Annotated in this window: 23 protein-coding genes, 1 other RNA gene and 1 pseudogene; 4 read left to right on the forward strand and 21 right to left on the reverse strand. The window is 38.2% G+C overall.

Going from position 1 to position 19,697, the window contains the following annotated elements:
• Positions 1-31: 31 nt before the first annotated feature.
• From MKP09_RS01510 to MKP09_RS01530, 5 genes are all read right to left on the reverse strand, one after another.
• Entirely contained in the window at positions 32-718 is a 687-nt protein-coding gene (locus MKP09_RS01510) for a lipoprotein signal peptidase (protein WP_240826112.1), read from the reverse strand.
• A 191-nt stretch (positions 719-909) separates the two neighbouring features.
• Positions 910-2,490: an alanine racemase gene (alr, locus tag MKP09_RS01515; RefSeq protein WP_240826113.1), complete on the reverse strand. Its 1,581-nt coding sequence runs from the start codon at positions 2,488-2,490 to the stop codon at positions 910-912.
• Between the two features lie 185 nt (positions 2,491-2,675).
• Entirely contained in the window at positions 2,676-3,245 is a 570-nt protein-coding gene (locus MKP09_RS01520) for a Mur ligase family protein (protein ID WP_240826114.1), read from the reverse strand.
• 139 nt (positions 3,246-3,384) lie between these two features.
• The gene (locus tag MKP09_RS01525; protein WP_240826115.1) at positions 3,385-4,224 is read right to left on the reverse strand and encodes a TerC/Alx family metal homeostasis membrane protein; all 840 of its coding nucleotides are present in this window, start codon (positions 4,222-4,224) and stop codon (positions 3,385-3,387) included.
• Positions 4,225-4,386: 162 nt separating this feature from the next.
• On the reverse strand, positions 4,387-4,623 hold the full coding sequence (locus tag MKP09_RS01530; protein WP_317235164.1) for a HesB/IscA family protein: 237 nt from the start codon (positions 4,621-4,623) through the stop codon (positions 4,387-4,389).
• Between the two features lie 632 nt (positions 4,624-5,255).
• Here MKP09_RS01530 and MKP09_RS01535 point away from each other — a divergent pair.
• The 3 genes and pseudogenes from MKP09_RS01535 (at position 5,256) to MKP09_RS01545 (ending at position 7,930) form a co-directional block, all read left to right on the forward strand.
• Positions 5,256-5,738 (forward strand): hypothetical protein, encoded by a 483-nt coding sequence (locus MKP09_RS01535; protein WP_240826116.1) that lies wholly within the window; start codon positions 5,256-5,258, stop codon positions 5,736-5,738.
• Positions 5,739-5,761: 23 nt separating this feature from the next.
• A pseudogene (locus MKP09_RS01540) lies at positions 5,762-7,233 on the forward strand (cation:proton antiporter).
• Positions 7,234-7,444: 211 nt separating this feature from the next.
• Positions 7,445-7,930 (forward strand): hypothetical protein, encoded by a 486-nt coding sequence (locus MKP09_RS01545; RefSeq protein WP_240826117.1) that lies wholly within the window; start codon positions 7,445-7,447, stop codon positions 7,928-7,930.
• A 76-nt stretch (positions 7,931-8,006) separates the two neighbouring features.
• Here the strand turns inward: MKP09_RS01545 and MKP09_RS01550 are convergent, their stop codons facing one another.
• The 5 genes from MKP09_RS01550 to MKP09_RS01570 form a co-directional block, all read right to left on the reverse strand.
• Entirely contained in the window at positions 8,007-8,447 is a 441-nt protein-coding gene (locus tag MKP09_RS01550; protein WP_240826118.1) for a lipocalin family protein, read from the reverse strand.
• Between the two features lie 191 nt (positions 8,448-8,638).
• Positions 8,639-10,231 (reverse strand): Na+/H+ antiporter, encoded by a 1,593-nt coding sequence (locus tag MKP09_RS01555; protein WP_240826119.1) that lies wholly within the window; start codon positions 10,229-10,231, stop codon positions 8,639-8,641.
• Positions 10,232-10,337: 106 nt separating this feature from the next.
• Complete coding sequence (locus MKP09_RS01560) at positions 10,338-10,877, reverse strand: SRPBCC family protein (RefSeq protein WP_240826120.1); 540 nt, start codon at positions 10,875-10,877, stop codon at positions 10,338-10,340.
• A 128-nt stretch (positions 10,878-11,005) separates the two neighbouring features.
• Positions 11,006-11,461 carry a YciI family protein gene (locus MKP09_RS01565; protein ID WP_240826121.1) on the reverse strand — a complete coding sequence of 152 codons (456 nt, stop codon included), beginning with the start codon at positions 11,459-11,461 and terminating at the stop codon, positions 11,006-11,008.
• Between the two features lie 21 nt (positions 11,462-11,482).
• The gene (locus tag MKP09_RS01570) at positions 11,483-11,938 is read right to left on the reverse strand and encodes a DUF1569 domain-containing protein (protein WP_240826122.1); all 456 of its coding nucleotides are present in this window, start codon (positions 11,936-11,938) and stop codon (positions 11,483-11,485) included.
• A 167-nt stretch (positions 11,939-12,105) separates the two neighbouring features.
• Here MKP09_RS01570 and MKP09_RS01575 point away from each other — a divergent pair, with 167 nt between their 5' ends.
• Positions 12,106-12,702, forward strand: a complete 597-nt coding sequence (locus MKP09_RS01575) for a 3-keto-disaccharide hydrolase (RefSeq protein ID WP_240826123.1) — start codon at positions 12,106-12,108, stop codon at positions 12,700-12,702.
• Positions 12,703-12,813: 111 nt separating this feature from the next.
• Here MKP09_RS01575 and MKP09_RS01580 read toward each other — a convergent pair whose 3' ends face one another.
• The 11 genes from MKP09_RS01580 to MKP09_RS01620 all read right to left on the reverse strand — a co-directional run bounded on the left by MKP09_RS01580 (position 12,814) and on the right by MKP09_RS01620 (position 19,636).
• Positions 12,814-13,065 (reverse strand): ABC transporter permease family protein, encoded by a 252-nt coding sequence (locus tag MKP09_RS01580; protein ID WP_240826124.1) that lies wholly within the window; start codon positions 13,063-13,065, stop codon positions 12,814-12,816.
• A complete protein-coding gene (locus tag MKP09_RS01585) occupies positions 13,062-14,048 on the reverse strand; it encodes an ABC transporter permease (RefSeq protein ID WP_240826125.1) in 987 nt (328 codons plus the stop codon). The genes MKP09_RS01580 and MKP09_RS01585 overlap by 4 nt, the downstream gene beginning before the upstream one ends.
• 101 nt (positions 14,049-14,149) lie before the next feature.
• On the reverse strand, positions 14,150-14,803 hold the full coding sequence (gene fsa, locus MKP09_RS01590; protein WP_240826126.1) for a fructose-6-phosphate aldolase: 654 nt from the start codon (positions 14,801-14,803) through the stop codon (positions 14,150-14,152).
• Between the two features lie 164 nt (positions 14,804-14,967).
• An RNA gene (ffs, locus tag MKP09_RS01595) (signal recognition particle sRNA small type) lies at positions 14,968-15,067 on the reverse strand.
• Positions 15,068-15,085: 18 nt separating this feature from the next.
• On the reverse strand, positions 15,086-15,469 hold the full coding sequence (locus MKP09_RS25175) for a lysophospholipid acyltransferase family protein (protein ID WP_262915067.1): 384 nt from the start codon (positions 15,467-15,469) through the stop codon (positions 15,086-15,088).
• 38 nt (positions 15,470-15,507) lie between these two features.
• On the reverse strand, positions 15,508-15,963 hold the full coding sequence (locus tag MKP09_RS25180) for a lysophospholipid acyltransferase family protein (protein ID WP_262915068.1): 456 nt from the start codon (positions 15,961-15,963) through the stop codon (positions 15,508-15,510).
• A 96-nt stretch (positions 15,964-16,059) separates the two neighbouring features.
• Complete coding sequence (gene nadB, locus MKP09_RS01605) at positions 16,060-17,679, reverse strand: L-aspartate oxidase (protein WP_240826127.1); 1,620 nt, start codon at positions 17,677-17,679, stop codon at positions 16,060-16,062.
• 255 nt (positions 17,680-17,934) lie between these two features.
• Positions 17,935-18,555: a class I SAM-dependent methyltransferase gene (locus tag MKP09_RS01610; protein ID WP_240826128.1), complete on the reverse strand. Its 621-nt coding sequence runs from the start codon at positions 18,553-18,555 to the stop codon at positions 17,935-17,937.
• 466 nt (positions 18,556-19,021) lie between these two features.
• Positions 19,022-19,177 carry a hypothetical protein gene (locus MKP09_RS01615; protein WP_240826129.1) on the reverse strand — a complete coding sequence of 52 codons (156 nt, stop codon included), beginning with the start codon at positions 19,175-19,177 and terminating at the stop codon, positions 19,022-19,024.
• Positions 19,105-19,455, reverse strand: coding sequence for a flavodoxin-dependent (E)-4-hydroxy-3-methylbut-2-enyl-diphosphate synthase (locus MKP09_RS27755; protein WP_394800997.1), 351 nt, complete (start codon positions 19,453-19,455; stop codon positions 19,105-19,107). The genes MKP09_RS01615 and MKP09_RS27755 overlap by 73 nt, the downstream gene beginning before the upstream one ends.
• Positions 19,367-19,636: a hypothetical protein gene (locus MKP09_RS01620; protein WP_240826130.1), complete on the reverse strand. Its 270-nt coding sequence runs from the start codon at positions 19,634-19,636 to the stop codon at positions 19,367-19,369. Before MKP09_RS01620 ends, MKP09_RS27755 begins: the two co-directional genes overlap by 89 nt.
• Positions 19,637-19,697: the final 61 nt, after the last annotated feature.

Raw genomic sequence — 19,697 nt, forward strand, 5'->3', positions numbered from 1 at the left:
ATATCCGCTGAGAATTTTCCAGCGGATTTTTTTATTGCAATTGCTCGGCAACAGCATTTTGCGTTTCAATAGTTTCAGCCTTTCTATAAAATCTTTTTTGGAAAACAAGTAATGTTATTACGCCTGTTGATATGGCCATATCAGCAATATTAAATATGGGTCCGAAAAACTCGAAAGGTTCACCGCCAACCCACGGTACCCACGAAGGATAAGTTGTTTTCACCATTGGGAAATACAACATGTCTACAACACTTCCGTGTAGAAAAGACGAGTATCCCTTTCCGCCCAGCGTTGCTATGCCGCCGTAGCCGACATAGTCACCTACAGCAGCATCAAAATGTAAGCCTTTGTCGAATATCATTCCGTAAAACATACTGTCTATCAAATTGCCAAGTGCACCCGCATAAATAAGCGCTACACAAATCATAAAACCACGCGAATATTTTTCTCTTGCAAATTTTACGATCAGCCAGCTACCAAATATTACAGCTACCAATCTGAAAAGGGTTAATGCCACTTTACCACCTTCATTACCAAATTTCCATCCCCATGCCATGCCGCTATTTTCTATAAAATGAATACGCGCCCAATCCCAACCGAACATGCGGGTTACTTCGCCTATCGGGTAATGTGTTTTAATGTAGATCTTAATAACCTGGTCAACGATCAAAACCAATAAAATGATAAATATGGATGTACTTAATTTACCTGCCTTCATAAGGTTGCAAAGATGATTTTTAATTTTTAATTTTTGGTGATTAATTTTAATTGTATTTTTCTCACAGAAAGCGCAGAAGTTATCACACAAAGTTCAAAAAGCTACCTTCAGCGAAAACATGTTTATCATTCAAAATTATTCATTCAATATTTATTATTTTCTATGCTACTCTGTGTGATCCGTGAGAAAAATTATTCACTCCAATACACTCTTTTTACCCGCTGAGAAATGCCGGTCATTATTTCATATGGAATAGTATCAATGCTTTTCGCTACATCTTCTATGTGCAAACCATCGCCAAAAGCAATAACCTCGTCGCCTTCCTTAACGCCTTTTATTTTTGTAACATCGATCATCACCATATCCATACATACTGTGCCTATTACCGGTGCTTTTTGACCATTCACCAACATTTGACCTACCCCGTTGCTCAGCCTTCGGGAATAACCGTCTGCATATCCTATCCGCACCGTTGCAATTAAGGAGTTTTGCAGGGCCACACCGCGCCTGTTATAGCTTACAGTTTCTCCTTTTTTGACTTGTTTTAATTGTGCAATAGTAGATTTAAGCGTTAAAGCAGGTTGTAACTGATTGCTTAGTTGTTTACTACCTACACCGTAAAGTCCAATGCCAAGCCGCACCATATCCAACTGCAAAGATGGAAAGCGTACGATGGCCGATGAATTAGCAATATGTCTTAAGAAATCATAACCAATACCTTTTCTTAATTCAGCGGCTGCTTTGATTAACAACTCGTATTGTCTGATAGTAAAGGCATCTTCTACCTGGTCTTCACTGGCGGCTAAATGAGAAAAAACCGACTGTACTTTCAGAAATTTGTTATTTTTAAATCGTTTTATTAGCGTAGTAGTATCAGAAACATTAAAACCCAACCGGTTCATGCCGGTTTCAATTTCAATGTGTACCGGGTAATTTTTGAGGCCATTTTGTTGAACATGTTTTTCGAATAAATCCAATTGGTCAAAAGAAAACAGATCGGCCTCCAGCAAATGGTCGGTAATAGCATCAAAAGCATTTTCCTCCGGATTTAAAACCATAACAGGAATAGAAATGCCTGCTTTTCGTATTTCAACGCCTTCATCAGCGTAGGCAACGCCCAGGTAATCGGCTTTGTGGTATTGAAGCAAGTTGGCAATTTCTGTTCCGCCACTGCCGTAAGCAAATGCTTTTACCATTACCATCATTTTAGTGGCTGGTTTAAGCATTTGTTGAAACATTTTGAAATTATGAACAATCGCATTCAGGTTGATTTCAAGAACCGTTTGATGTACTTTTTGCTCTAACAAAGTTGCAATTTCTTCAAAGCGAAAAACCCTTGCACCTTTGATAAGTATTGCCTCATCCTTAAAGTTAAAACTGTGGAAATGCTGCGCAAATTCGTGCGTATTTAAATAGAAATTTGCTTTGATCCTGCTGTTTTTTTCAGCCATTAAGGCTGGCATTACAGCCTGCATTTGCTCACCAACACCAATAAACCGGTTTATTTTATGCTTTTGAAGTTGCTCAAGAATATTTTCGTAAAGACTATTTGAACGCCCTGCCTGTACAAAATCAGATAATAAAACTGTTTTTGTAAATCCTTTTGCCTGCTGTTGAAGAAAATGCAGGGCTATCGAAAGTGAATCAATATCGGCGCTGTAACTATCGTTAATAATGATGCTGTTATTAATACCTTTTTTAAACTCCAAACGCATATTTACCGGTTGCAAGGTCTTCATGCGTTCTTTTAACTTATGGATATCGGTGTTCAAATACAAAGCTGTAGCGCAACAGCTAATTGCATTTTCGATTGATGCATCATCAATAAAAGGAATTTCAATAGAAAACTTAGTGGTTACATAACTAAGCTCAATTGTTGTAAACGTTTCCCGTCTTTTTATTAATGTTATTCTTAATTGGCTGCCTTTAGATTTACCCCAATAGAAAATGGGGATTTTTAGCTTTTGCGTTTCTTTTTTATCAGATCATTATCTGCATTTGCAATTAAAATCTTGGCATTTTTAAAAAGCCTGAGCTTTTCTTTTAGCTTTTCTGTATCATTTTTAAATCCTTCGCTATGCGCTGCTCCAATATTTGTAAGTACACCAATAGTAGGTTGGATAATGGTTTCAAGCTTTTGCATCTCACCAAACTGACTGATGCCTGCTTCGAAAATGGCAAGATCATGTTGCGCTTCTATTTCCCAAACGCTTAGCGGCACACCAATTTGAGAATTGTAACTTTTGGGGCTTCTTACTATGTTTTTGTCATCTTGTAATAGTTGATAAAGCCACTCCTTAACAATAGTTTTACCGTTACTACCAGTAATTCCAATAACATCTATTTTAAATTTAGACCGATGATTTGCTGCCAGTTTTTGCAATGCAGCAAGCACGTCTTTAACCAATAAAAAGGTAGCGTCGGGATAATTTTTAGCATTGATCTTTTCAGATACAACAAAATATCTTAACCCTGCCTTAAAAAGTTCAGGAATAAAAAGATGGCCATCGCGTCTTGGTCCGCTCAATGCAAAAAAAGTGACGATTCCGGATTGATAAGTGTGCGGCTGTCTGTCAAAAGAGCGGTTATAGTAATAGCCGGAACTTTCTTTTGATCCGTATTTAATATGCTTGCTATGTCCTGTAGCGTGTACATGGCATGCTTATTTAAATATTTTCGGCATTCGTGGTTGCTTCTCTTTTTAAAGACTTTCGCTTGTCGTGATATTTCGAATAAATAATGCTTCCAACAATACAAAGAACGATTACTGCCAAAGAAATAACTACCTGTGCAGATTTTCCGATCCATTGCGAAATCCAATGTTCTGCCAGCATTTTAGCACCAATAAACATCAATACAATTGCTACGCCCTGTTGCAAATAATCAAACTTATCAACAGCGCCTCTAAGTAAAAAGAAAAGAGAGCGCAAGCCCAAAACAGCAAAAATATTGGATGTATAGATGACCATTTTATTTTTTGAGATACCCATCACAGCAGGTATGGAGTCAACGGCAAAAACCAGGTCGATAACGGAAAGCATGATGACAACTACAAACAGCATCGTGTAACGTCTTTTCCCATTTTCTTTGATAACGTATTTCCCTCCACCATCGTGCGGTACTATTGGTAAAACCCGCTTAATCCATTTATACACCGGGTGTGTTTTGGGGTCAAATTCCTCATCATCGCTGGCTGTAAACATTTTAATACCGGTATAAATTAAAAATGCCCCAAATACATATAGTATCCAGTGAAAACGGTCAACAAGCTCTACGCCTAAGGTTATAAAAATTACTCTGAAAACAATCGCCATCAATACGCCAAAAAGGATAGAACGGCCGTAATAAATTTCCTTTATTCTGAAAGCATTAAAGATCAATATAAAGACAAATATGTTGTCAATGCTCAGGCTCTTTTCCATCAAATAGGCGCTAAGGTATTCAAGAGCAACTGTCTGGTTCTCTTCAAATAATAGAAATACAAAAAATCCCAAGCCAAGCGCCACCCAAAATATGGATTGCCAAAGCGCTGTTTTAAGAGTGATTACAGTATTTTTTTACTGAACAGGCCCATGTCAAAAACAAGGCAATAATAATTACAATACCGAAAACGAGATAGGAAATTTGATCGGGTGTCATGAAATGTTTATATATTAATAATACTTATGCTAGACAGCAAAACTTTCGCCGCAAGCGCAGGTGCGGGCAGCATTAGGATTATTAAAGAAAAATCCTTTTCCGCTTAAACCTTCAGAAAAATCGAGCATGGTGCCTAGTAAGTAAAGAAGACTTTTCATATCGGTAACTATTTTAACGCCATTGTCTTCAAATACCTGGTCTTTAGGCTTTTCTTCGCTGTCGAAATCGAGTTTATAACTTAAGCCCGAGCAACCACCACTTACCACACTTACTCTAACGAAACTCGTAGCGCCTGCTTCTTTTTTTCGGAGAGAATTTGCTCTATTCTTGCTTTAGCAGTATCGCTTATTTTTATGCTGTCTGTAGAAAATGTATTGTTCATCTTGCTATTTTTTTGAGGCCTTGCCGGCAAATTCATTAACACCAAAAACCTTGGTAAGTTGTTCATCCTTTTGCAGGTCTTTGACTCTCAAAGAATAAAAGTTTCTTATGAAAAGGTGTAAACTTTTAAAATGCAAAGTTACCACATTATTGAAAGAGTTTAAAAACTTAAAATGATAAACGTTTAATCAGCAGAGTTTAGAGTAAAAGACAATAATTGTAAATGAAGATGTGAAAGACGCAACTTAAAAAACGTGTTTTCTACCCTTTAAGACAATACTAATAAAACAGATTGCCTATATTTACCGCAATTGGTATTGTTTAACCTATTATCGTGCAATGAAATTGCCTAAATCCTGTAATTACACAGCAATGATTTGACAGAGCCGACGATTATTCTGTTGAATACTTCTTATTGTAAAAATAAAATACAAAGCAGATGAGATTATTACATCCCGTACTATTTTTCCTGATATTGTGTTGCAGCTCATGCGGTGTCAATCAACGGGAAAAACTGATGAAAGAAAAGGAAGGCGCGCTTAACAATAAGCAAAAGGAATTATTGTTATGGGAGCAACAGCTAACTCAAAGAGAAGTTTTTTTAGAGGAACGCGAACGTCGACTAGATAGTACTAAACGAGAAATAGATTCTGTAGTAGTTCATGGCCCATCGGTTGTTGGCAAATGGCAGGTGCAAATGCAGTGCGTAGAAACATCCTGTGAAGGCTCGGCGATTGGAGATGTAAAAAACGAACAGTGGGAATTTAGTACTGAAAACAATGCGATTGTCGTAAAGGCGTATGCAGGTAAAAATCTTTCTCGTATCTATAACGGATCTTATACGCGAAGCGGTCTGCAACTAATCGATCAAAATTCGCACAGCTCAACAACAATGGAGGTAACACTTCGCATTTTGAATGAAGGGAAGATGGATGGCATTCGCGAAATAAAACTTCCTAATTGCAAAACAACCTATTCTATAACTGCCGGAAGATTATAAGCTTTAGCTTTTAAAACTATTTTATGATAGCATTACTATCATCTCTCGACTTGACTTTGCCGCTAACCAACCCGGTGATAATTTTTGCGTTGGTGCTTTTCATTATTCTATTTGCACCTATTGTTTTTAGTAAAATAAAAGTACCGCACATTATTGGGCTAATCATTGCCGGTGTAATGGTAGGGCCTTACGGGCTTCACCTACTTAACCGCGACGCCAGTATTGTGTTGTTTGGAACAGTGGGATTGCTGTACATCATGTTTCTGGCTGGTTTGGAAATAGACCTTGCTGAGTTAAAAAAAGCTGGAAAAAAATTCTTGTATTCGGGCTTATCACTTTTTCTATTCCATTTTCATTAGGCGCGCTTGCATCATACTATTTATTAGGTTTTGGCTTAATACCTTCTTTACTTTTAGGCGCTATGCTTTCTACGCATACGCTTGTGGCTTACCCTATTGCCAGTAAATACGGCGTTACATCTAACAGGGCTGTGGCTATGGCCATTGGTGGTACAATGGTTACTGATACACTTGCCCTGTTGTTTTTAGCAGCAGTAAAAGGCATGACCCAGGGGCCTGTTGAAGCGGGCGTTTGGATTAAGTTGGGTGTGTCGTCTATTATTTTTGTTTGTGTTGTATTTTTTGTTTTTCCAATTATTGTACGTTGGTTCTTCAAACGATTCGATGACAGTGTATCCCAATATATTTTTGTACTGGGAATGGTTTTTCTTGCTTCATTTTTTGCTGAGCTGGCAGGCCTTGAAGCCATTATTGGCGCGTTCTTTTCCGGATTGGTGCTTAATCGGTTTATTCCTCACTCGTCAGCCCTGCTCAATCGTATCAATTTTGTGGGTAATGCCATCTTCATCCCTTTCTTTTTAATAGGCGCAGGTATGCTTGTAAACGCAACCGTTTTGTTCAAAAGCTGGGAAACGGTACGCGTCGTTGGTATTATCATTGGCACAGCGGTTTTTGCAAAATTTTTTGCAGCATGGATCACGGAAAAATTATTTGGATTAACCTATTGGGAAGGACGGCTTTTGCACGGCCTTAGTTCGTCGCATGCCGCAGCAACACTCGCTATTGTAACGGTTGGTTATAACATTATTATAGGCGAGACTACCTCGGGAGAACCGATCAGGTTAATTACAGAAGATGTATTAAATGCTACGGTATTGTTGATATTGGTGAGTTGCGGCCTGGCTTCATTCGTTACCGAACGGGCATCAAAATCACTGGCCATTATGCAGGACGATGAAGACCCGGGCAGGGCAGAAGTAGAAAATCCTGAAAAGATACTTATATCGCTTGCACATTTAGATATCGTAACAGATCTTGTGGACTTTGGAGTAATGTTAAAACGAAAAAAAGCGATGTGCCGTTATACGCTCTTCATATTATTGATGAAGATAGCGAGTCGAAAAATGCAGTCGGTAAAAGTAGGAAAATACTGGATAAAGCTGTTGCACACGCCGAGGCTGCGGATAACAAAATAACACCTTTGGTTAGACATGATTTAAGCATTAGCAACGGTATCGTTTACACAATAAAAGAACAACAAATAAGTGATGTTGTAATTGGGTTACATAAAGGCGCCGATGAGAAAGTTTTTTTGGTGAGATAACAGAAAATATTGTTCGCAAGATTTACGAGACTATTTACATTTATAAACCAACTCAACCTTTTAACACGCTAAAGCGAATGGTAGTGGCTGTGCCCCCAAATGCTGAAACAGAGCCCGGATTTACACACTGGGTGCATAAGCTGGGAGATGTGGCGAAAGAAGCGGGTATGAAAGTGAGCTTTTTTGGTACAGAGCAAACGCTGGCCGCTATCGAGATTGTATCGGAACGTCATAAAGATATTATTCCGATAACTTATACCCGCTTTGACGCCTGGGAAGATTTTCTGATTTTTACGCGAGAGCTGGCCGCTAACGATCTGTTCATTATTGTTTCTTCAAGAAAAGGATACAACTCTTATATTGAGCTGCTAAATAAACTGCCTTATTATTTATCAAGATATTTTACCAGACACAGCTATATTATTCTTTATCCCGAGCAGTTGGATACAAGCATCAATATGGCAGATATTCAACAAGCCGATGGTAAACTTATTGAAACCATAAGCGAACAATTTGGTGCAATTAACGAGGCGGGCAAACGGATTAGAAAGAAATTTTGGAAGAAGTAATTATAAAGCCGTTCTGCTAAAAGTAGAACGGCTTATTTTAAATTAAACTTTTATTTCATGCTGGTTTATCGAAAGCTTAACGCGTAAGCTGTATTTCAGTTACTTCTTTATATGTATTACCCTCCCATGTGTCAATAATTTCATTAACCAAAATTAACGATGTGTTTGTCAGTTTTTGTATCGTAAACTCATCGCGATCCTCTTCTCCTTCCGTGTATTGAATAGTTAATTTGTCATTCGCATAAGTATAAGTTCCCGAATCAGTATACGAATCTTCCGGTTCATCAACAACGATAGTGATTTTTCCTTCTTTTAAAGTTAGTGTTGAGCCACTATTATAGTTAATGGTTTCTCCACTTTCATTATCAACTGTTCCATTAATATATACAGTAGATACGCTTTTTTGTATTTTCCATGTTCCTTCAATAGTTGGGCTGTCGTCATTGTCTTTGGAGCAGCCTGTTAAAAGAAAGAAGCCGCTTATCAGCAGCGTTAATAACCATAGATTCCTTTTCATGTTTTTGTTTTTGAGTTAAGAGAAAGGTGCGCATTAGCAAGGCCATGTTCACTTTCATAAAATTTTTACGAAAGCAAAATACATCTCAGGGGAAAATGGAAAGAAGCATTTTCGATAAGCTATGTGCTCTTTTCCATGAAGCAGGTATTTGGGGCCGATGAAACTATTAAAGCAGCGGCGATCAGGCTATTCTAATGTTGAAGCCCGGTAATCTTTGTTTCATCAAAATCTAATTGCATTTCAAGATTGCGCAATACTGCATCGTCATACTTTTTCTCTTTACGTATCTGATGTAATTCTTTGCGCTGCAGCTTTATAATGTCGCGAATAACCTCGCGGTTGCGGGCAGCGGCCAGTTGAAAGTGTTCGGAATGATCAATACAACTAAATTTATCTGTAAGCAGTTCCAATTCACTTTCAAGTCTGGTTTTTTGATGACGTATCAGGCTGTTTTCAGTCAGTTCCCCACTATAATCATTATTGATTTTTTCGAGTGCCACCTGCTTTAATTTTTGCTGTATGATGGCTTCCTGTTTTTCGTGCGGAATACGCTTTTCACTGTCTTCCATTTTCAGCCATTTTAAAACCGTTGGAAGTAATAAGCCTTGACCCACAAGAGTAATTAGTATTATTACAAAAGTTACAAATAGGATAATATCGCGATGAGGCATTTCTAAAGGAATGGATAATGCCGCTGCTAACGAAACTACCCCGCGCATAGCCGCAAAGCTGATCACAAAAGGTTCTTTCCAATTTGGTTTGGGTTTGGAGAGACGGATCTTTTTAAAGCAAAAACGTGGTAGATAGGCCAGCGCATAACTATAAATTAAGCGGATGGCTATCATCGCTGCACCAATAATTACAGCATATTTAATACCATCGGCAATAGAATAATCTTTCATGCCTGCAATCACAATAGGAAGTTCTAATCCTATTAAAATAAATACAAAAGCATTAATAGCAAAGATCAATGTACTCCAAACAGATCCTGCCTGAAGGCGGGTAGTGTGACTTAAAAAGCAGTGTGAATGATAAGACATCATGAGCCCGCCAGCCACCACAGCAAGTACACCTGAAAAATGAAAATGCTCAGCAGTAATGTACATGATATAAGGAACAATAAGTGTGATAATCGTATCAATATTAGAATTGGAAGGGATGATGCGTAACAATGCCGAAAATAAATAACCGATAGCAAGGCCAATAGCAATACCCATAATAGCCATTACAAAAAAATCGCCAATAGCTTCTTTAAAAACAAAATTGCCAGTTATTACAGCTGCAAGTGCGAACTTAAAAACAATAAGACTTGAGGCATCATTAAGCAAGCTTTCACCTTCTAAAACTGTAGTAGTTTTTTGAGGTATTTTTAAGTGTTTTAAGATGGATGTAGCGGCGACAGCATCTGGCGGTGAATTGACTCCGCCCAAAAGAAAACCCATAGCTAAAGTTAAACCTGGAATAATTGAAGAAGATACGTAGGCTATAATTAGCGAAGTGAGGAATACCAAACCAAATGCCATTGAGGATATTTGCTTTCGATGTTTCCAGAAATCTTTCCAGGAGGTAAACCATGCCGCCTCAAAAAGTATCGGCGGCAGAAAAATTAAAAATACTATATCCGGGTGAATTTGAAAAGCGGGCATGCCTGGTATAAAACTGATGATCAAACCAGCAATAACCAGGAAGATCGGGTAAGCAACTTTTAATTTCTGCCCGATAAGAACCAGCATCATTACGCTAAAGGCAACAGCTATAGCAATTAATACATAAGTCTGAATCATACAAACAATTTGAATTGGCTATAAAGTTAGTTGATGCCAGTAAATTTTTTACTGGCACACAAACTACTTTTTAGGTGTAGATAAAACGTAAAACTTAGGATTTTGTTTATTTCGCTTCGCTTAACTTTTTAAGTTGTTGAAGACTAAGGTTGTAGTTTTTGGAGATGTTTTTTTCAGCCCTTCCAAAAAGTTTCATGATAGTAAATGGATATTGTCTTTCACAATGAAAATTCAAAACAACTTTAGTATGGTTGCCAAACGGTTTTAATTGTATATAAAGTTTGGCAAAAGCTTCATATGGCATATACAACTTAATATGTAGCTCTGCTAGCTCATTTGGAGTGAACCCTGCAAGAGTGTAGCAGCCTCGTCCTAATTCAGAATTTTCGCTATCCCAACAAAACTTAGACCCAACCTTTCCTTCGGCGCCATAAATTGTAGTGTTCATATTGCGGTCTTTTTCAAACCATGCATTCCATTTGTTTATATGATTGATGGAATTTGTAAATCCCCAAACAGTAGCAATCGGTGCATTTATCTCAATAGATTCCTCAACATTTATATCTCCATCTATAAAATAAGCCACAATGAGGATGAGGGCGATAGCAGTAGCTAATAATAGTAAGATCTTTTTAAACACACGCATAGTTGTGGTTTTTAATAACCGGCATTGAAGTTACAACCTGTATCGCAAAAAGATAAAGTTCTTTTTTATAAGAACGGCATTATATGTTAAATATCAGTTGAATAGATTGTTGAAGAAGAGGCCAGCGTCTAAAAATCAGTTTTGGTTATTTTGTCGCTGTAATGTAAATACATAGGCAAAGCTGCCGAACCGTACCAATCGAATATCTCGTAAGTTAGCAAACCCGTTTTAATGGCCGGATCTGTTAGCAATAATTTTTCAGCTTGATCTTTATCCTTTGCCTTAAATATGAAAAGGCCACGATACTGTTTATCATTTTTTCCAAACGGACCAGCCACAATTAAATGGTTTTCTTTAACCAGCTTATTTATATTTTCCATATGCCCCTTAAAAATTTGACTAACAGAATCTTTGTTAGCGATGCTGGCGGTACCCGTTTTTAGAATGACAAACTGATATATTTTCATTCCATATTCATCAGCTCCAAGGCTGTCGGCCAATACCTTATTGTAATCGGATTTGCTTGTTTGAGCAGCCGCAGCAAATGTTGAAAATGCGAGCAAGAGACAGAAAAAGCGATTCATATACATTGCAGTTGAAATTAGTTAAACACCAAATTGAATTAAATGATGGTCCAGATGTTTCGAGAACATATTATTCCACTCCGTGATGGTTAATGGTCCAAACGAGTGTGATTCTTTGCCATCAAAGTGTTTTGAACCTAGCTGCTGTGTTCTTTGAAGGTTGTCTAAAAGCCGTTCCTTTTCTGCCTCAAAGTCTTTACGATCTGCAATAATAAAAGCCGGCGCTGTGCGCATATTTCGTTTATATGGCGTGTCATTTACAACATTTGTTTTAACGAATTTTCGGAGTATCCATTTCATCAGGCCTTTCGGTTTTGAGTGTTTGCCAGTATCATATACCATTTCATAAGGTACATTAACATGAGCAAGCATTTGGTCAACATTCATCTTACCCCAAAGTGGTTTCGTTTCGGGTGTTAGTTTATTGATGCGTTCAATAAATGCCGCGACACCTTCGGCAGAAAACAAGTCAGTCATATTTAAATGGTTTAATGTAAATGTACAAAATATGAACTATGGATTATAATGTTAACAATACAATGCGCGACAAATAACATGCACATCAGACATCCCACATTTTACATCTTTGTCCATCACCTAAAACTTCGTATTTTAGTTGCTTCTCAACATTAAAATAAATTTAAATGAAAAAAATCATTGCTTTCGCTTTCATTTTATTATCAACTCATGTGCTGCATGCACAGAAAATGGTAGCGCTTTTTAACGGCAAAAATCTTAGTGGCTGGACGGTACATGGTACTGAAAAATGGTATGTGGAAAAAGGAGAATTGGTTTGCGAAAGTGGCCCGGATAAACAATATGGTTATCTGTCTACCGACAAAAAATATAAAAATTTTGAACTTAACTTAAAGTTTAAACAAGAAGCTGATGGAAATAGCGGCGTTTTTATCCGCTCATCCATTGAGGGCGTAAAAATAAGTGGCTGGCAGGTTGAGGTAGCTCCGATCAATAAAAATACCGGCGGCATCTATGAATCTTACGGACGTGGATGGTTGATAAAGCCTAAACCTGAAGATGAAAAACATCTGAAAGTAGGAAAATGGAATACAATGAAAATAAGGGTGGTAAATGATCAGGTTACTACCTGGTTGAATGGCCATCAAATGGTAGATTTTTCCGATAGTAAAATCGGTGCTGCCAATGGCTTTATTGCCTTGCAGATCCACGATGGTGGTGGAATTAAAGTAAAATGGAAAGATATTATTTTGAAGGAGCTCTAAGGACTACAGTTGACGAATAATAGTAGTTCACAGATGACAGATGATAGTTTGACAGAAATATGGGTTTGTAAAAAACTCTTTCATCTGCCATCTTTCAACTGTCATCTCTTTTTATCTAAAATGTATTGCTTTAACCGGTTGAATTTTTTTAACGATGTAGGAAGGGATGAGTAACACCATCATGCAAATAACGAAAGTTGTAAGGCAGATAAATAATACCTCCCATGCAGTTATTTGCACTGCCGCTCTATCCATATAATACGCTTCTTCATCCAGCTTAATAAAGCCGGTTTTTATCTGCGCATATAGAATTGCCAGGCCAATAGCTGCGCCGATTAGAATACCACGCAAGGCAATAATCAAACTATGGCGCAGAAATATTTTTGTACAGCCCAGTCTGATGCACCAATTGCTTTTAATACACCAACCATACGCATACGCTCCAGCACCAAAATTATAAGGCAGGTAATTAAATTTATCACAGCTACCACAATCATAATTCCGATCAAAACATTCCTGGTGGTATCCTGCATATTTAACCAGTCGAATATATTTGGAATATAATCTTTAATATTTTGAACGCTCCAGTCTTCATCAAAACCAGGTAATGTTGCCAATACCTGCGTTGTAGTGTCAGCTTTTTTATAATCGTTCAACACAACTTCATAACCACCAATCTGGTTATTTTGCCAGTCATTTAATCTTCTGATCAACTGAATATCGCCTATCGCAAACGAATTGTCAAAATCCCCGATACCGGTTTTGAAAATACCTTTAATGGTAAGTCTGTCTGGCCTTTTGGAGCCATCGGGACGTATAAAGTAAATTAAAACCCGGTCATTCAGCTTTAACTTAAGTTCGGTTGCCGTTTTTTTAGATATCATAATATCACGACTGTAACTGCTGTCGTTGAAAGCTATAAAACTTCCCTCCACTATAAATTCCTTTAAATAATTGGAGTCATAAGTTTTATCCAATCCTTTTACTAAAATGCCTTGTAAATCGTCTTTGGTTTTTAAAATGGCATAGCGCGTAGCAAAAGGGTAAATTGCTTTTACCTCGGGCCTGGCTTTTATTTCGTTTACAATTTCTGAATTGTTAATGATCGGTATTTCTTCTGTGATCAAAGAAGAATAGGGTAGTGCTTCCTGAATACGAAGATGCCCCCAAAAGCTAAATACTTTTTCGCTTACCTTTTGCTGAAAGCCATTGGCGAAGGCCAATGTAATGATCATTGCGGCCACGCTAATTACTGTGGCGACAATAGAAAGCCTGATAATAAACCTTGAAAAGGAACGATTCTGATTAAATGCTATCCGGTTGGCTATGAATGTTGAGATGCGCAATGGGTGTGAAGTTGAGAAAAAATTAATAAGTTAAAGGTTGAAAAGTAAATAGCGAGTGAGGGATTTCCTACTCGCTACTTGCTTTTCCCTATTTCTTAAGTCTACTGCGTTTTCTTAGCATCTTCTAAAAACTTTGCAAGGCCAATATCTGTTAACGGGTGTTTTAATAAACCTAAAATCGGCTCCAGCGGACAAGTGCAAACATCAGCACCAGCTTCCGCGCAGCGAATAATATGGTTAGCGCTACGGATTGACGCTGCTAAAATTTCTGTTTTAAAACCCTGAATATTGTAGATATGAGAGATCTGTTCGATCAACTGTACGCCATCCCAACCGCTATCATCAATGCGGCCGATAAAAGGGGATACATATTTGGCGCCAGCTTTAGCAGCCAGTATCGCCTGGCCGGCACTAAATACCAGGGTGCAATTGGTTTTGATACCATTGTCTGTAAACCACTTAATAGCTTTTACACCCTCTTTGATCATCGGCACTTTTACTACAATATTTGGATGCAGTGCCGCCAGTTTTTTACCTTCTTCTACAATTCCATTAAAGTCGGTGCTAATTACTTCTGCACTAATATCTCCATTTACAATCTCGCAAATGTCTACATAGTGTTTCATAATAGCATCTTGGCCTTTAATGCCTTCCTTGGCCATAAGCGATGGATTTGTGGTAACTCCATCCAATATACCCATATCATTGGCTTCTTTGATCTGATCCAGATTTGCGGTGTCGATAAAAAATTTCATGTGTTATTTTTTTACGAGTTTTTGATTGTTGTACCAGCTATACAATATGTGGCATCGGTATTGCGTCGCAAGCACTTCATCTGTGGTACTTGTGGCAACATGCCAATAGCGTTATGCTAAAGTAGTATAATAAAAGCTAAATGAAGAAGACGGGAGAAGAAATAAAAAAGCAGGCTACTCATATCGCGCCGCTACAACCGTCTATCCTTGCTGCCTTCCGGCCCTGGGGAGTTTCAACAGGAGCTGGCCGTATGAGACCTGCAACTGCAAATATAGAGGTTTTTATTCAATAACAGTATTGTATTCTTCTTTCCATTCATGTTTCCATCTTCTGTGGCTCCACAACCACATATCGGGATTGGCTTTGATTATGCTTTCGAGATAGTCAACAAATTGCTGTGTCAGTGCTATTTCATTTCTTTCTTTAGGAAATTCTTCAGCAAGGGTAAAGCTAACATGGTAATAGCCCCTTTTTGGGCGGCTTATAAAAGCAAAAATTACAACCGTATTGTTGCTAATGGCATTTTTTGCAGGCCCCATTACAAAGGCTGTTTTGCGATCAAAAAAATCAAACCATTTAGCCTTGTCAATCCTGCCCGGACTTTGATCTGCTACCAATCCCAAACAATATTGTGTATTTCGGTGCGGCAAAAATTCCTGGGTCATTTTGTGAGCACTTAGTAGTACGGTACCACTTCTGGATCTTATCTTTTAAAAAGACGATCAAAAGTTTTATTAGCCAACGGCATATAAACACCTAAAAATTTATACCTAAATTGTTTAACGGCTGCAACATTTCCCCATTCCCAATTAAAATTATGACCCAAATGTAGTTGTACCGAGCGGCCTTCATCATAATATTTATTAACCACCTGCCAGTTGCCGGTAAACCGTTTTTCAAAAAAAGAATCAGGGGCTGATAATAGTTTAATGGTCTCGATTAAAGAGTCAATAAACTTATGATAGAAGTTTTTGGCAATGCGGATACGTTCTTTTTCTGTTTTTTTGGGAAAAGCAATAGCAAGGTTTCCCAATACCACTTTCTTCCGATAGCCAAAAACGTAGTAAATAAGAAAATAAAATCCGTCAGAAATAAGATATAGCAACCACAATGGAAGCAGAGAACATAAGTATAAAAAACCGTAGATAATATAGTACATGAGATTAGTTCATGGTTCATGGTTTATGGTTCATGGAAAAGCAAAGTGTGTAGTTTGTTTCTGCTATTAACGATGAACTATCAACCATGAACCTATTTACAACACAGTATTCTGCAATAATTCACTTTTATTCGGATAATCAGTATTAAAATTAAGGCCACGGCTTTCTTTACGAAAACTCGATCCTTTCACAATTAAATAGCCAACTGTTATCAGGTTGCGAAGTTCGAGAATATTAGGCGAAAGTGTACTGGTTTTATAAAGTTGTTCGGTTTCTTCCCAAAGTAGATCTAACCGGCGGCTGGCGCGCTTTAACCTTATATTATTCCGAACAATACCTACATAATCGCTCATCACCTGCTGTGTTTCCTTCAAACTTTGTGTAATAAGAATCAGCTCTTTTGGTGTGCTGGTTCCCAAAGCATTCCATTCGGGAATGTTCAGTTTGAAAGTGGGATGTTCCGGCAATTCATCGTTATCAACTTTTTCCGAAACATGCACAAAACATCGATGCGCAAAAACCATAGCTTCTAATAAAGAGTTGCTGGCTAAGCGATTGGCTCCATGTAAACCGGTGCTGCTGCATTCCCCAACAGCATAAAGATTTCTAATTGAAGTTAACCCCCATTCATTTACTTTAATGCCGCCACAACTATAATGCGCAGCCGGCGCAACAGGTATCATGTCTTTAGTAATATCAACGCCCACACTTTTACATTTTTCATAAATATTAGGAAAATGTTCAACAAATTTTTCTGTATCAAAATGCCTGCAATCCAGCCATACATGCTCGGTTCCGGTTATCTTCATTTCGTTATCAATAGCCCGGGCAACAATGTCGCGTGGGGCAAGGTCTTTGCGATCATCATAGCGTTCCATAAATGCTTCGCCGTTTTTATTGCGAAGGATACCGCCGTCACCACGCACCGCTTCGGTAATTAAAAATGCCTGTCCACGCAAACCCGGTTCATACAATGCAGTAGGATGAAACTGTATGAACTCCATGTTTTCGATCCGGCCTTTCGCCCGGTATACCATTGCCACGCCGTCTCCGGTAGCAATGCCAGGATTGGTAGTGGTACGATATACCTGTCCGTTTCCGCCGCTGGCCAGGTAAGTTGTTTTGGCTAAAATCGTTTCAATTTCATTGGTATGAAGATTCAATGCATACACGCCATAACATTCAATATCCGGTGTAGACTTAGTAATCAAATAACCCAAATGATGCTGAGTAATAATGTCAACCACAAAGCAATGCTTAATAATTTCAATATTCTTCAATCCCGCAACTGCATCCAGCAGTGTTCGCTCCATTTCCCAGCCCGTAATGTCTTTATGATGTATAACCCGAAACTCACTGTGGCCGCCTTCTTTGCCTAATTTATATTCGCCACTTTTTTCTTTATCGAAGTTCGCGCCCAGGTCAATCAATTCCTGCACACGTGCAGGCCCGTCCTTTACAACTATCTCTACAACTTCTTTATTGCACAAACCATCGCCAGCAATCAATGTATCTTCAATATGCTTTTCAAAACTGTCTTTTTCCAGGTCATTCACAACGGCTACACCGCCCTGTGCGTATTTTGTGTTAGTTTCATCAGCCGCGGCCTTGGTAATTACCAAAACTTTTTTCTCTGGATATTTTTCAGCCATTTTATAGGCATAAGTAAGTCCGGCAATGCCCGTACCAATCACTAAAAAGTCTACTTGTTGCATTTGATCTGTATAATTTTATGAACCAGGCTTTTGTGCAATTGGCATCTTCGTTGCGTCGCACTCTTCATCGTCCCGATTAAGTAGCATCAAACTTACATGAATTTTTTCAACCATAAATTGTTATAAAATCAGGGCACTCATAAACTATGAAATCAATGCCACGAATGATGCAATTGCAATTTGCATCTGCCCTTCTTGGTATGTTTTAATATCGAGTACCCTCAATATTTATTCGTGCATTCGTGGCATAAAAATTTATCCGTTCTGCAAAACAAATACGCTCACTCCTGTTTCACTATTTTCTAGTATGATGCTGCAATTCCATTGCTTTATACAATAGGGAAGCAGGCTGTTTATAAATTGCCTTGCTACTAAACGTTGGGGCGTACTTATGATAACTGTAATCTTATTTTTCAAATAGTTAATAAGAACATCCTCTAATTCTTTAAACACGGCAGGTTCGTAGTTTACATCACTTAACAACAAAACGTCAAGCGGTTGCTCCGGCGAAATATCTTTCCAGTTTAAAGTTTTTGCTTGTACGTTCGTCAGCTTTAAATATGCTGCCGATTTACGCACAATATCTTCTGCCAATGGTTCTTTATCTGTAATTGTTACAGTCTCCGCGTATGGCGCGCTATAAATGCCGGGTAATCCTAATCCTGCTGCAAGCTCTAATATTTTTTTGCCTGCAATATATTTTAGGTTTTGTTTTAAAAACTTACAAAGACCTACTGAGGCAGGCCAAATGCGCGCCCAATAGGCTGCATTTGTATTATCCTTATAAAACTGTTGAATATAGCTTTGGTCTGGTATATATATTTCCTGTTCAACATCATCGATAGAATAGGATTGCAGGATAAGCGGAAATGTCATAACATGCAAAGATGGTGAATGGCTAATAGATTGGGTGGATTTGTTATAAAGTTTAGATAGAGATGATGCTATATTAGTGTGTCACAAAAAAGGCTACTCTTTCGAATAGCCACTTTTGGATAGGATAAGATAACCTGGTTAAGGTTTATTTCTTGGTAGCAACGGTCACTCATGTAAAACACGGAGTAGTGTTCATTTATGAATGCAAATTTTTGGAAAAATGATGAGCAATTAAAAGAACTAGCTCTTTTTTCGATGGATGTGTCTTTATCGCCAATGAACGGCCTCTTTTACTCTTTGAAAAAAGTGCTAAAATGAGTTTTTACGGAAGGGTAATTGTTACGCGGTTTGGCCAACAATGCTGTTGCAGATTATGTAGGTTGAATTATGCACAACAGCACAAGCGATCCGCCAGCTGGCGGAAAGGAAGATGAGTAACATTCCTCAGCCGATGCATAAAAAAATCTTACGGTTCTATCCAGGCTTCGTTATCTTTTAGTAAGTTGATCAATTCGTCTACAGCTACATCACTATTTACATTTCTTTTTACTACTTCTTTTCCTTTATATAAAGTGATTTTGCCGGGTCCGCTTCCAACATAACCAAAGTCGGCATCTGCCATTTCCCCGGGCCATTTACAATGCAGCCCATAATAGCAATTTTTACGCCTTTTAAATGATTGGTTACTGATCGAATTTTAGTAGTAGTTTCCTGCAAATCGAACAAAGTTCTTCCACAAGACGGGCAGGAAATGTATTCGGTTTTAGAAATGCGCATGCGCGTAGCTTGCAGAATACTAAAAGCGGTGTTGTTAATAAAAGCCTCCCCCGGCCTCCTCCGGTGGGGGGGAGGAATAGCGGCGACCGCTAAGTTCTGTGTCATTGAAACTGTTATAAGCATTGCTGCTCATGCCAAGGCAAAGGCCGTCACCAAAACCATCTAAAAAAAGAGCGCCTGTTTCTGTAGCAAAATGTATCAAATGCTCATCAGCTGTTTTCCAGTTACTGTCGGTTATGAAAACAATGGGATTGGTGCTATTTTTCTGCTTTAATTTGACACATGCAGCTCTTACTGTTTGCATCGCATTTTTTGAGTGCTGCTTAAACAAAGAACAGTATTAGGTTTAGACGAAAAGGCTTCTA

It is taken from the genome of Paraniabella ginsengisoli (assembly GCF_022513635.1).
Taxonomy (GTDB): domain Bacteria; phylum Bacteroidota; class Bacteroidia; order Chitinophagales; family Chitinophagaceae; genus Niabella; species Niabella ginsengisoli.

Excerpts from the sequence above, each read along its gene's own strand:
- MKP09_RS01565 (WP_240826121.1), bottom strand. The coding sequence starts at position 11,461 with ATGAATCGCTTTTTCTGTCTCTTGCTCGCATTTTCAACATTTGCTGCG.
- MKP09_RS01555 (WP_240826119.1), bottom strand. The coding sequence starts at position 10,231 with ATGATTCAGACTTATGTATTAATTGCTATAGCTGTTGCCTTTAGCGTA.
- MKP09_RS01560 (WP_240826120.1), bottom strand. The coding sequence starts at position 10,877 with ATGCGTGTGTTTAAAAAGATCTTACTATTATTAGCTACTGCTATCGCC.
- nadB (WP_240826127.1), bottom strand. The coding sequence starts at position 17,679 with ATGCAACAAGTAGACTTTTTAGTGATTGGTACGGGCATTGCCGGACTT.
- MKP09_RS01615 (WP_240826129.1), bottom strand. The coding sequence starts at position 19,177 with ATGGCAGATGCCGACTTTGGTTATGTTGGAAGCGGACCCGGCAAAATC.
- MKP09_RS01610 (WP_240826128.1), bottom strand. The coding sequence starts at position 18,555 with ATGACATTTCCGCTTATCCTGCAATCCTATTCTATCGATGATGTTGAA.
- MKP09_RS27755 (WP_394800997.1), bottom strand. The coding sequence starts at position 19,455 with ATGCTTATAACAGTTTCAATGACACAGAACTTAGCGGTCGCCGCTATT.
- MKP09_RS01510 (WP_240826112.1), bottom strand. The coding sequence starts at position 718 with ATGAAGGCAGGTAAATTAAGTACATCCATATTTATCATTTTATTGGTT.
- MKP09_RS01570 (WP_240826122.1), bottom strand. The coding sequence starts at position 11,938 with ATGACTGACTTGTTTTCTGCCGAAGGTGTCGCGGCATTTATTGAACGC.
- MKP09_RS01535 (WP_240826116.1), top strand. The coding sequence starts at position 5,256 with ATGAAAGAAAAGGAAGGCGCGCTTAACAATAAGCAAAAGGAATTATTG.
- MKP09_RS01620 (WP_240826130.1), bottom strand. The coding sequence starts at position 19,636 with ATGCAAACAGTAAGAGCTGCATGTGTCAAATTAAAGCAGAAAAATAGC.
- MKP09_RS01575 (WP_240826123.1), top strand. The coding sequence starts at position 12,106 with ATGAAAAAAATCATTGCTTTCGCTTTCATTTTATTATCAACTCATGTG.
- MKP09_RS25180 (WP_262915068.1), bottom strand. The coding sequence starts at position 15,963 with ATGTACTATATTATCTACGGTTTTTTATACTTATGTTCTCTGCTTCCA.
- MKP09_RS25175 (WP_262915067.1), bottom strand. The coding sequence starts at position 15,469 with ATGACCCAGGAATTTTTGCCGCACCGAAATACACAATATTGTTTGGGA.
- fsa (WP_240826126.1), bottom strand. The coding sequence starts at position 14,803 with ATGAAATTTTTTATCGACACCGCAAATCTGGATCAGATCAAAGAAGCC.
- MKP09_RS01550 (WP_240826118.1), bottom strand. The coding sequence starts at position 8,447 with ATGAAAAGGAATCTATGGTTATTAACGCTGCTGATAAGCGGCTTCTTT.